Raw genomic sequence first — 12481 nt, 5'->3', positions numbered from 1 at the left:
AAAATGTGGGGAAAAATTCTCGGTTTCTGTTTTGGTTTTATGTTTGGCAAAATATTTGGCGCCATTTTAGGCTTATACCTAGGTCATATGTTTGATAAAAGCCTAAAGAAAGACTTTGATCAGGCTGGCGGCTTCTCTAACCTTTTTAAGGGCGATGATGTTAACGAGCGCCAAGCACTGTTTTTTTCTAGCTGCTTTGCAGTAATGGGGCATATCGCCAAGTCAAATGGACGAATAAGCGAAACCCATATTAAAGCTGCGACGCTATTTATGGATGAAATGGGCTTAAAAGGCGAAGAGCGCCGTGAAGCTCAACAAGCGTTTCAATCAGGTAAAGACAGCGACTTTTCACTCAAAGACACAGTTTATGACTTTAAAGAACGTTTTGCTAAACGTTACGATTTACTGCAGTTATTTTTAGAAATTCAAATTCAAATGGCGTTTTCTGATGGCGTGCTTGCCGCGCAAGAAAAGCAATTATTACAAGAAGTCAGCAAGCAGTTGGGGGTATCTAAAGCACACTTTGCCTTTGTACTAAAGCGTTATCAAGCAGAGTTTAATTTTAGGCAGCAACAACAGCGCTTTAGGCAGCAGCAAAGTCAGAGCAGTAGTTACCGAGAAGGCTCAGGACATCATGTACCGCCAAGTAATGATATGAATCGCTCGCAAGCATTGGCCTTATTGGGATTAAATAAAGACGCGTCGCAACGTGATATTAAAGTAGCGTACCGAAAGCTTATGGCTCAGCACCATCCTGATAAACTGGTATCGCAAGGTTTACCTAAGCATATGATGGAAGTCGCGGTTAAAAAAAGCCAAGATATTCAAGCTGCTTACGAGTATTTAAAAAAGGCGGCGTAAAAAACCGTCTATTTCTTTGCTCAAGCGTGCATGTTGCTGCGGCGCATCGCGTAATCCAAATAGCTGGCGCTGGCGGTAATCAAACTTTGCATTACGGTTAACCCAACGCTGACGGTTTTTAAGGTTCATTAAGATATCATTACTGTCTGTAGCAAAATAAATATCCAACAAAGCAGGGGTGACCAAGGATGTTATTTGGCTTAACTTGGCATTGCGTTTTGTATTAGGAAGGTAGCTACTTAAACTAATGAAGGCGTTTATTTTTAAGTCTGCAAATTCAGCGTAGTGCTCCAACAACACCCCAGCACTGGTGCCTTGTGCAATAACAACAATATTGTCAGACTCCATTGCTGCCTGCTGATACAAAGCTTCGTAGCGAGCGAGCAGTTTTAACTTGTAGTTATCCACGACCTCGGTATTTACTTGCTCAACATAGTCAGCATGATGGGGCTGTTTTTGTGTGCTGGTGTCAGGCTCAGTATTTGCGTTGGCTGTTTCATCATTTGTGCCCACAGAATCATTAGTCGTTTTTGCTGTGTCATCTTGGGCTGCTTGCCAATCTATATCAGGAACTGTCATCGCATAAGAAGTGTACCCATGATTATTCAGCTCTTTACGCAAAAAGTTCATGCCGGAATTGTTTGTGGGCGTTGATTGCCAGTCAGGAATGAGTATGACTACCCCTCTAAAGTCGGCGCTCATATATTCACTGTATAAAGTTAAAAACTCAGTATCACCAGCTAAAATAGACTTTACTTCATCACTTTGGGCTAGGTGAGAGATATCCGCATCAATATTTTTTGAGAAAGGAGGGGGAGCGATATACTCAGCACTCAGCGCTTGAAAACTGATTAACGTACAGCCAAGCACAAGAGTAGTAATAATGACTTTAAACATCTGCGTAATAAACATAATAAGCTTTTAATTTAAATCTTATTTATGTATCGGCGTAGTGCTCTTAAAGTTTAGCTATTTACTGTAAATAGCTAAAAGATTAATCCGTATTAAAAGTCGGGGTCAGCTTCAAACGTGAGTACTTGCTCTGTAACAGGATGCTTTAGTTGCAGCATTTGTGCATGTAGCTGTAATCGAGGTGCCGCAGCAAGTGCGTCTTTGTGGGCATATAAACGATCGCCTAAAATAGGGTGGCCTAAGCTTAGCATATGTACTCGCAGCTGGTGGGAACGCCCTGTAATAGGAGTAAGCTCTACACGGGTTGCCTGTACTTCACGTTCAAGCACTTTAAAATGGGTAAGCGAGGGTTTGCCATTGTCGTGATCAACCATTTGCTTAGGGCGGTTCGGCCAATCACAAATAAGCGGTAAATCAACGGAGCCGGTTTCATTTTCAAGCTGTCCATAAATTCGCGCAATGTAACGTTTTGCCGTTTCGCGCTCTTGAAATTGCATACTTAAATGCCGATGAGCGGCTTTGTTCATTGCCAAGCAAAGTATTCCTGAGGTAGCCATATCTAAACGGTGAACAATTTTAGCCGTAGGAAAAACACGGTTGACGCGATTAATTAAGCTATCGGCATGTTTTGGGTCTTTACCTGGTACGGTGAGTAACTCGCTAGGCTTATTTACAATAAGTAAATCATCGTCTTGAAACAGTATAGTTAAATACGGGCTCATAGGGGGATTGTAGTTAACTAACACGGCAGACCTCAGTGATTTTGAAGTGCGCTATTTTAGTGGAGTGAGGTCTTAGGCTCAAGTAAAAAGCGCGATATAAATATCGCGCTTTCTTTTTATACACACACGTTAGTAATCTTTAACTAACGACTGACAGCTAGGTTCTCTAGTGCGAAACCACAATCAAACGAATCGCATCGAGTTTTAACTGCGCTTTTTCAATATGTGCGGTGAGCTCATTGCGTTGTTTATCGTAAAAGGTAATTTCCTCTTGGCGAATGTTTGGATTAATTTGTTTCAGTGCAACTAATCGCTGTTGCTCTTCGCTCAACGATGTTTGCATTTTTGCTAATGACTCGGCACGAATAACATCCAGCTTTTGTTGCGCCATGTCTTTTGCGGTATTGATCATTGGATGAACCGCACTTTGTAATGCACCGGCTAATTTACTTGCTGTTTGACGACCTACCGCAGATAGTTGCTGATTAAAGCCATCAAAACCAACATTTTCACCTAAGTTATTACTGCTCTTATCGAGTAAAATACGAATTGGCGTAGGGGGTAAAAAGCGACCCACTTGCAGGACTTTTGGTGCCATGGCTTCGGCAACAAATATTAGCTCAACAAAAAAGGTGCCTGGTGGTAACTTTTTGTTTTTAAGTAACGCCACCGATGAACTACCAAAATCATCATCACAAATCATATCCATAGTGCCTTGCACCATAGGGTGATCCCAACTAATAAAGTGCACATCTTCCTGAGAAAGCGCGGTATCGCGGTCAAAGGTTACTGTCATACCATCGTCTTTTAGCGATGGGAACGAAGCGTTTAACATGTGCTCAGTGGGCTTTAAAATAATGGTGTTTTCACCTTTATCTTCTTGGCTTACACCAAAGGTGTCGAACACGTTGATCATGTAGCTTGGCAGTTCAAACTGGTTATCGAGCTTTTCAATGTCAGCTACAAGTGAGTCAGCAGCACCTTGTCCCGATGAATGTAGCTCTAGTAAGCGATCTCGACCACTTTCCATTTGCTTACGTAATATTGCATTCTTTTGTGCTACTTGCTCAAGGAGTGGATCTAGCTCATCTTCATCACAATTATGAGCTGCAATGTACTCAAGTAAATCTTCGCTAAACTCTTTATACAGCAACTGCCCAGTGGTTGATGTGCTTTCAAACGCATCTAAGCCTTCGTTATACCAACGCAGTAGTACTTCTTGTGCTGTGTTTTCAAAGTAAGGCACGTGAATGTTCACATCTTGTGTTTGCCCTATACGGTCTAATCGACCAATACGTTGCTCAAGTAAATCGGGGTTGAGTGGTAAATCAAATAACACTAAGTGATGTGAGAACTGGAAGTTACGACCTTCTGAACCAATTTCTGAACACAGTAATATTTGTGCGTTATCGTATTCATCGGCAAAGAATGCCGCAGCGCGATCACGTTCAATAATCGACATGCCCTCGTGGAACACAGAGGCTTTAATTGCTTCGCGTTCACGTAATATTTGCTCCAGGCTAATTGCTGTTTCGGCTTTAGCACAAATAAGCAGTACTTTTTCACGCTTGAGTGTTTTTAGCGTTTCGATTAGCCAATCTACACGGGGGTCAAATAATCCCCAACTTGCGCTTTCACCTTCAAATTCTTGAAATATTTTTTCAGGGAAAAGTGCACGTTGCGCACTGAGTTCGGCATTTTGAATGCCACTCATATTACCCAGTACGGTCATTGCTGTTTTGTATTGCTTAGGTAATGCCATTGGGTAGGCATGTAATTTACGGCTAGGGTAGCCATCAATGCCACTGCGGCTATTTCTAAATAATATGCGTCCAGTGCCATGGCGATCTAATAACATATTGAGTATTTCTTTGCGTGCAGCAAGGTCGCCTTGTTGGGCTTTTTCAAGGATATCGGTGATATCTGTTTCTTTTAATAGCTCAATTAATGTGGCCTTTGCGCTGTCATCCAGTGCTTGTTCTTGTAATAACTGATTAGCAGCTTCGGCAACGTCTTTGTAGTTTGCTTCTTCTTCTTTAAACACGTCATAGTCGTAAAAACGATCTGGGTCGAGCAGTTGTAAACGAGCAAAATGACTACGATGACCCAGTTGGTCTGGCGTAGCGGTAAGAAGAATTAGCCCTGGAATATCTTGGCTCAGCTCAGCCATACGTTGGTATTCGGCACTAGGTTTATTGTTATTAATACTTAAATGATGCGCTTCATCGATTACTAATAAATCCCAGTCGGCCAACGTAGCTTGTTCAAACCAGCGTTTTTTCTTGGTTAAAAACTCAAGGCTAGTAAGCACCAATTGCTCGGTATCAAATACATTAGGTGAATCAGCAAACGCTTCGTCGCAGCGTTCTTCATCAAAAATAGAAAAACGTAAATTAAAACGGCGTAGCATTTCTACTAACCATTGGTGTTGTAAGTTCTCAGGCACAACAATAAGTACACGGCTGGCACGACCGGTGATAATTTGTTGATGTAAAATCATGCCCGCTTCGATGGTTTTACCTAAGCCTACTTCATCAGACAGTAATACCCGCGGTGCAAAACGTTTACCGACTTCTTGAGCAATATAAAGCTGATGCGGAATAAGATTAGCGCGTTGACCAATTAAGCCTTTAATAGGTGACTGCTGACGTTCAAACTGATGTAACCAAGTTTGATAGCGCAAAGTATACCGATCAAAACGGTCCACTTGGCCTGCAAATAAGCGGTCTTGCGGTTTATTGAACTTGATAAAGTGATCTAAAAAAGTTTCTTTTAATTGTGCTTTTTCACCGTTATCAACACGTTCACCGTGATAGCACAATAACTCACCCTGTACTTCAATAGACTCAACTTGTAATTCCCACTCCTCAACGCTTCGGATCACATCACCAGGATTAAATGCTACGCGGGTTACCGGAGCTTCTGCAGAAGAATAAACACGGTTTTCACCACTGGCAGGAAATAAAATGCTGACTTGGCGGCCATCAATGGCAACAACTGTGCCCAATCCTAAATCTGACTCTGTGTCACTTATCCAACGCTGACCTAAGGAAAAATTCATGTATGTCTCGTCTATGAAGAAAAAGGCGGCTATGTTACCTGTTAGATAACACCACTGCAAGGCGCTATTTGCCTGACTTTTAATTAATTTTATAAGTATGAATTATTACCAACCCTAAGCGCTCATTAGTGCGTCGATTTTGTGGAAAATTCAAACTAAATGATATTTGTCATAAAACAGACTTTTATGACAAATAGACTAAACTCAAATTATACCTAAGTAATTAATCAAGTTTATTAGTAACCACTGATTAGTTTATTGGGTATAGCATAAAAATCATAAAACGTAAGGAAAGTACTATGGGAAAAGCTTCAAATTTTGATAGTAAAATGTATGTGCTAGATACCAATGTATTACTTCACGAACCCCTCGCGTATTTGTCATTCCAAGAGCACCAAGTTGTTATCCCAATGACCGTATTGGAAGAACTTGATCATATAAAAGATAGAAAACACGATGTGAGCCGCGATGCGCGAGTGGCTATTCGTGGCCTTGATGGGGTGTTGAGTCAGGCAACTCCCGAACAAATGTTACAAGGTGTGGCGCTGCCAAGGAATAAACAAGGCGGATCGACAGGCAGCTTAATTATTGTAAACGACCATTTATTTGCCGATTCTATTTCTGGTTTGCCGGGCAATGAAAACGACCACCGTATTATTAATTGTGCGGTGCATTTACAAAACCAGCACAGCGATAAAAAAGTCATATTAGTAACTAAAGATATTAACATGCGCTTAAAAGCCAAAGGGGCGGGGCTTAAATATGTTGAAGACTATCGTACTGATCAATTAATTGACGATATTGATTTACTCACCAGTGGTTATAAAAAAATTGAGGGCGATTTTTGGCAGCATGTCGGCCAGTGTAATACTGAGCAACACGGACGTGAAACAGTTCATCATATCCCTAAAGATTTAATTCCTGATGTGTTTTGTAATGAATATTTACTTGATGATGGCGATCAGTTTGCCGCTAGAGTTAAATCGTATGATGGTGAGCATATTACCATTAAAGATATTGGTGCAGAGCGATTGATGCATCAAAGTGCATGGGGAATAAAGCCAAAAAATATTTACCAAGCAATGGCTCTTGATGCCTTGCTCGACACGTCTATTGAGCTTGTTATTTTAACCGGCCCTGCGGGATGTGGTAAAACTTTACTGGCACTTGCGTGTGCGCTAGAGATGGTGATTGAAAAAGGTATTTACGACAAAGTCATTGTAACCCGTAATACCCCTGAAATTGCAGAATCAATTGGCTTTTTGCCTGGTACCGAGGAAGAAAAAATGGCGCCTTGGTTGGCTGCCATAACCGATACCTTAGAAGTGCTGCATAAAGGTGATGAAAACCCAATTTCGAGCCGTAATTACATTATGGAAAAAGCCAATATTCAGTTTAAGTCGGTGAACTTTATGCGCGGACGTAGTATTCAAAATGCGGTGGTGATTTTAGATGAAAGCCAAAACTTAACAGCTTCTCAGCTAAAAACCATTATTACCCGCTGCGGAGAAGGAACAAAACTAATTTGTACTGGGAATTTGGCACAAATAGACAGTAATTATTTAACGGCGGTTACTTCGGGGCTTACCTATATTGTAGAGCGGTTTAAGCACTTTGAAGGTGGTGCTACCGTAAATCTTAATGGGGTAGTACGTAGTCGACTGGCTTCGTTCGCCGAGGAAAATTTATAACTTGCGCTTAACATCTTGGCTCTATAGTCTACAGTTTGATTTTTGAGCTAATAATTAGGTAGGTCGTTGAATTTTTTACCGCTAAAACATTATCATCGCTCTGTTTTTGTGGCGTTAGCAATCCCTTTATTGGTGGCCTCTTTTTTGTGTTTGCATTTTTATGATATAAAAATGGACCGTGCAATAACAAAAAAGACCACCGATTTTAGTGCGTTATCGGCGCAGCTTGACCATGATATGCAAGCCATCGACGATTTACTTAATGCGATGTTTATTATGTATGACAAACACGCCCCACAACCAGCGAATCATGCCTTCACAAAAAACATTAATCAATACGCGCATTATTATTATAGCCAGATAGCACATTTTAATGGCGAAATAGTAGGAAAAGGCCAATTTAGCTATTCCGAACAGGCATTATCACGCTGGCAAAAAGTCATGTCGCTGGCTCCGTCTTTCAATACTGCTCTAGCGCTGCTTTCGTCGCTGCATTCTGTAGCCTATGTTGATGAGCGCGGCTTTGCTTATTTAGCTCGGCGTAACAATACACAAAGTTATATTTTAACGCAGGTACTTAATGGCGACTTTAAACCTTTACCTTCAGCGAACAAACTCACTTCAAGTGCCGTTATTAAAGTAGACAATAACGCATATTTTGCAGTTGGCCGACAGCGAGAGCTTAACTCCTCAGATTATATTGTTTTAATATATGACTTACAGGCTATTTCTAGTTGGTTGAAAAAAATAACCTCAAAGCAAGGCGAGTATGTTTTTATCAACCAAGAGAATGAAATTATTGCCAGTTCACAGCAGCCAATTAATCAAGCCATAAAGTTATCGACCTATTGGCCTAATATTAATAGCCCCTCACAAAAGAGTAATGCGCGAGCAGACTCATTATTTTTAATTCAGCCTTCGAAAAAGAACCCTATTCATCTGGCGTTTCTTGCTGACAAGCACACTCTCTCAAGCGGTATTGTGTATGAAGTATTGATAGAGTTTATTTCGTTAGCCTTATTTTTATGTTTGATGTTTTACATCTTTTTTTGGTTAAGCAAACGTATATTTATCAAACCTATGACCGAGTTGATGCGTTATTTAGAGCATCATAACGATGACAATAGCGGGTATTTAAATTACCAAATACCGTTAAACTGGCAACCTTGGTTTGCTCGGGTAAAAGCTATTTTTGCGAAAAATGAGCATTTAGTTATTTCTTTGCAAAATACTAATCAAAAGTTAGATGATCAAGTACGGCAACAATCGCAAAAGCTAAAACATAGCGACCAAGCAAAAGAGCGTCATTTAGCGTTATTAAACACAGTACTTAATAGCGTGCCTGATTTTATTTATTTTAAAAATACAGAAGGCATTTTTTTAGGCTGTAATAAAGCGTTTGAGTTGTTTATTGGAAAAACTCAAGGTGAACTTCTTGGGCAGCAAATACACAACATAAGTAACGAGTATGAACAAATTAGTTTGCTGGAATATCAAGTATTACAGCATAGAATGCAAATTCAGCAGCGCATAGATGTTGCTGAGCGAACTTATCAGTTAACCATTGCTCCCTTTTACAATGAACAGCAACAATTATTAGGAACTATGGGGGTTGGTCGTGATATTACAGAACAACAACATACTTTGTATGCATTAAAAGAGTCTGAATCTATATTTAGAAGCGCAATTGAATTTGCCGCAAATGGGGTGTTTTTACTCTCGCTTGAGTACGCTATTTTACAGGTAAACAAAGCCGCACGAAAATTATTTTCCAAGCATGATAAATTAACCGATACTCCTTTTTATGCGCTTTTTAATAATACGCAATGGCAGGAGCTTGAAGCATTACTACAGCAATTATTAAATAATAAGAAAAGGGTGTTTCACTTAACCTTGGCTCATACCCAATTAAATGCCTGGTTACAGTTGAGTATGTCGTTAATTTGGAATGAAAATAGTCAGCCGCTTTATTATGTTATTCATATTCAAGATGTTACAGAACTTACCAAAGCCAAAGATGATGCAGAGCGTGCCACGTTAGCTAAAAGCCGTTTTATTGCTAATTTAAGCCACGAAATACGCACCCCCCTCAATGCCGTGTTGGGATTATTGGATATGCTCGCAGAGCACGGGTTAACACAGCGGCAAATTCAACAAACTAGCCAAGCAAAATATGCGGCCAATAATTTGTTGCAGATGCTAAATAGTATGCTTGATTTTGCCCGTGTTGAAAGTAAAGAAGCAACGCTGCAATTAGCGCCATTGTGCTTAGTTGATTTGATTGATACCTGCGAAAGTTTAATTTTACCTTTATGCCAAGCAAAACAGATACAGCTAAAAATCGACATAGACTCGCAAATTTCTCCATTTTTAGTCGGTGATACAATTCGTTTGCAACAAGTATTAGGTAACTTACTTACCAATGCCGTTAAGTTTACCAATAAAGGCAGTGTGACATTAAAAATGACATTACAGCCGAGCCAGAGCCATATAGAGCAGCGTATTTGTTTTCAGGTTATTGATACGGGAGTGGGGATTGCTCAAGCGGATCAACGCCGTTTATTTGATGCCTTCACGCAAGGTGATGAATCATCTACTCGCTTGCATCAAGGGGTTGGCTTAGGGCTGGCAATTGTAAAGCATAGTGTGGCATTAATGGGAGGTGAAATTGCACTCAGTAGTGATAAAGGCCATGGCTGTCATTTTTACTTCACGCTTGATTTAGCGACAGATACCGAGAAATCAGCAAGCTTTACAGATAGACTATTACTGATCACCAGCGCGAAGAGTCAGTTGCTTAATCAGGTTATTACCGCGCATCCTTTTTTCAATAATCAAGCTCTTGAAATAGTCGTAACTGATCCAGATTGTTTGCAACAAGCGCATAGCATTGTAATCGATGCTGATGACGTACCTGCCTTTCTCACCTCAGCAATAAAAGCAGTATTACACACTCGTACTACTTCACTCATCGTTATAGAGCACTCGCAACCGAATCAGCTTTCAATAAATGACTCTTTTATTAGCCAGTATTTACCGCGCAGTGCATTGGCGCAGCGGTTACTTAGTTTAACCCCTGAAAAGTTAAAGAAAGTAACTCAATATAAAGCGGATAAACCACAAGAAGAAATAGCGGGAACCTTAGTATTAGCCATAGATGATAACCCGCTCAATCTCGACATTATTAGCAGTATATTGTGTAAAGCCGAAGTGAATGTTGTGACTGCTAGTGATGCTAAACAGGGGGTTGAATGGGTGAATATATTGCGCCCCGATTTAGTTTTAATGGATATTCAAATGCCGAGTATTGATGGCTATCAAGCAACCCAAATAATACGCCAACAGTTTGACGCCCAGCAATTGCCTATTTTTGCATTAACTGCACATTGTGAGCCTGCCGACATTGCACGTTCATTGAATAGTGGTATGAATAAACATTTAACTAAGCCTGTGGTTGCGCCTATTTTATTTGCATCGATAGCTGATTTAGGCATATCTAAGCCTTGCTTTTTTGATAAAACCTTCGCTTTGACACAGTTCAATGATGATGAGAAGCTATTGCAAAGCATGCTTACTAAGTTAGCGGTGTTAAGTGAGTCATATTCAGCTGATCTTCAAAAAGACATACCTACTATTGAAATGGTACGCTTAGTGCATAGTCTAAAAGGGATAGCAGGAAACTTAGGGTTTAACCGATTATTATTATGTGCTCAACATACTGAGCAATTATTAAAAGTGGGCGACAAGAGCGCCAATGCTGCAATTAAAGAGCTGATAATACAGTTAAAACAAGTTCATATTTATATAAAAATTTTAGATGTAAGCAATGATAAATAAAGCAAAAATATTAATTGTAGATGACGATGCGCTTAACCGAATCATTTTAGAAAAAACCTTAAGCGATGAGCATGATGTTTACTTAGTGACAAGCGGCGAAGACGCGCTGGCGTTTGTTAAACACACACAAGTAGACTTAATCATTTTAGATATCATGATGCCTGGTATGAATGGTTATGAAGTACTCGTACAGCTAAAAGAGAACAGTATAAGTCAGGCTATTCCTATTATTTTTATCTCTGCAAACAACCGTCATGAAGATGAGGCAAAGGGGCTAGAGCTGGGCGCAATGGATTATATTGGTAAGCCATTTAGTGCCGCTATTGTGAAAGTTAGAGTGCGGAACCAGTTATTAATTAAGCAAAAAAATGATTTGCTAGAAATGCTTGCCTCTATTGATGGCTTAACAGAAATACCCAATAGACGTTATTTAGATGAGAACTTAGAAAGAGAGTGGCGTAGAAGTAAGCGTAACTACTCTCCTTTGTGCGTTTTACTCATAGATATTGATCATTTTAAACGTTATAACGACTACTATGGCCACCGAGCTGGAGACGAATGTTTAAAAACAGTGGCAAAAACGTTAGCCGCGCAATGTGAGCGTGGCAGTGATTTTGTTGCGCGTTACGGCGGTGAAGAATTTGTGGCCGTATTACCAGAAACCAATCAGCAAGGTGCAATCGCTTTTGCCAACAAGTTACGTAACGCCGTTAATGATTTGAATATTGAACATAATGCGTCTTTAAACGCTACACACGTCACCATTAGCATCGGTATTGCTTCTAGTGAGAGTAGCCAAGCTTACACTGAAAAAGCATTGTTAGAAGAAGCTGATTCCGGTTTGTATAATGCGAAAAAGTTAGGGCGCAATCAAATTAGCGCCCAATAAATGCTGTAGTTACTTAGTTTGTCAGCATTTGCAGTGCTGAGGCACCAATACCAACTAATTTATCATTTTTAAATACCAACGGTGTGCATTCATCTTTAGTCATTTTACCATCTGAATGGATGCTGTGCGTTGCATAAAATAAGACTTGGTAAACATCCTCTTCTTTTTTGAGTAATTCGGTGAAGTCAGGTGTTTTTAGGGTTTTTAATACCGACTGATAAGAGCTATCCATTGCCAAGCCTGAAATAATTTCACGATTATTCTTATGTGTTGCTTGCCAGCTAGAAGAACTATTACCAGCCCAATGACCTTCCGCTTCGCCATCGGATACAGCAATAACACAGCCAGTTAAAAAAGGAGCGGTGAGGGCGGCGATTAAAAGTGTTTTTTTCATTTTTTATTATCCTAGATGATTAATTACAGACTTTAGAGCAAAGACTAGGCAAGTTTTTTAGTCCTTAAAAATCAATTACTTATTTTTAAAGTGATTTTTGAGTTAGTGGCTTTT

At 40.0% G+C, this 12481-nt stretch carries 8 protein-coding genes; 4 read left to right on the top strand and 4 right to left on the bottom strand.

Annotated features, from left to right (window positions below; all coding sequences use genetic code 11):
* Nucleotides 1-3 precede the first annotated feature (3 nt).
* Nucleotides 4-861: a co-chaperone DjlA gene (gene djlA, locus AAGD16_RS13000; protein WP_010391624.1), complete on the top strand. Its 858-nt coding sequence runs from the start codon at nt 4-6 to the stop codon at nt 859-861.
* On the opposite strand, the gene AAGD16_RS12995 is transcribed toward djlA, so the two are convergent.
* The 3 genes from AAGD16_RS12995 to rapA form a co-directional block, all read right to left on the bottom strand.
* Nucleotides 844-1773, bottom strand: a complete 930-nt coding sequence (locus AAGD16_RS12995) for a DUF3530 family protein (RefSeq protein WP_377112241.1) — start codon at nt 1771-1773, stop codon at nt 844-846. The genes djlA and AAGD16_RS12995 overlap by 18 nt on opposite strands.
* Before the next feature lie 92 nt (nt 1774-1865).
* Nucleotides 1866-2519, bottom strand: coding sequence for a bifunctional tRNA pseudouridine(32) synthase/23S rRNA pseudouridine(746) synthase RluA (gene rluA / locus AAGD16_RS12990; protein WP_024601758.1), 654 nt, complete (start codon nt 2517-2519; stop codon nt 1866-1868).
* Between the two features lie 142 nt (nt 2520-2661).
* Nucleotides 2662-5556 carry an RNA polymerase-associated protein RapA gene (gene rapA / locus AAGD16_RS12985; protein ID WP_290171960.1) on the bottom strand — a complete coding sequence of 965 codons (2895 nt, stop codon included), beginning with the start codon at nt 5554-5556 and terminating at the stop codon, nt 2662-2664.
* A 299-nt stretch (nt 5557-5855) separates the two neighbouring features.
* On the opposite strand from rapA, the gene AAGD16_RS12980 reads away from it, so the two are divergent.
* The 3 genes from AAGD16_RS12980 to AAGD16_RS12970 all read left to right on the top strand — a co-directional run bounded on the left by AAGD16_RS12980 (nt 5856) and on the right by AAGD16_RS12970 (nt 11973).
* Nucleotides 5856-7247, top strand: a complete 1392-nt coding sequence (locus AAGD16_RS12980) for a PhoH family protein (protein ID WP_090493766.1) — start codon at nt 5856-5858, stop codon at nt 7245-7247.
* Nucleotides 7248-7313: 66 nt separating this feature from the next.
* Entirely contained in the window at nt 7314-11084 is a 3771-nt protein-coding gene (locus AAGD16_RS12975; protein WP_377112236.1) for an ATP-binding protein, read from the top strand.
* Nucleotides 11074-11973: a diguanylate cyclase gene (locus AAGD16_RS12970; protein WP_016900589.1), complete on the top strand. Its 900-nt coding sequence runs from the start codon at nt 11074-11076 to the stop codon at nt 11971-11973. The genes AAGD16_RS12975 and AAGD16_RS12970 overlap by 11 nt, the downstream gene beginning before the upstream one ends.
* Before the next feature lie 13 nt (nt 11974-11986).
* Here AAGD16_RS12970 and AAGD16_RS12965 read toward each other — a convergent pair whose 3' ends face one another.
* On the bottom strand, nt 11987-12367 hold the full coding sequence (locus tag AAGD16_RS12965) for a DUF3192 domain-containing protein (protein WP_013465869.1): 381 nt from the start codon (nt 12365-12367) through the stop codon (nt 11987-11989).
* Nucleotides 12368-12481 lie beyond the last annotated feature (114 nt).

Source organism: Pseudoalteromonas sp. M58 (assembly GCF_042604605.1).
Lineage (GTDB): Bacteria > Pseudomonadota > Gammaproteobacteria > Enterobacterales > Alteromonadaceae > Pseudoalteromonas > Pseudoalteromonas tetraodonis.
This window is presented reverse-complemented; position numbering and strand designations above follow the sequence as displayed.

Coding starts and splice junctions, on each gene's coding strand:
- djlA (WP_010391624.1), top strand. CDS start 4: ATGTGGGGAAAAATTCTCGGTTTCTGTTTTGGTTTTATGTTTGGCAAA.
- AAGD16_RS12995 (WP_377112241.1), bottom strand. CDS start 1,773: ATGTTTATTACGCAGATGTTTAAAGTCATTATTACTACTCTTGTGCTT.
- AAGD16_RS12970 (WP_016900589.1), top strand. CDS start 11,074: ATGATAAATAAAGCAAAAATATTAATTGTAGATGACGATGCGCTTAAC.
- AAGD16_RS12965 (WP_013465869.1), bottom strand. CDS start 12,367: ATGAAAAAAACACTTTTAATCGCCGCCCTCACCGCTCCTTTTTTAACT.
- rapA (WP_290171960.1), bottom strand. CDS start 5,556: ATGAATTTTTCCTTAGGTCAGCGTTGGATAAGTGACACAGAGTCAGAT.
- AAGD16_RS12980 (WP_090493766.1), top strand. CDS start 5,856: ATGGGAAAAGCTTCAAATTTTGATAGTAAAATGTATGTGCTAGATACC.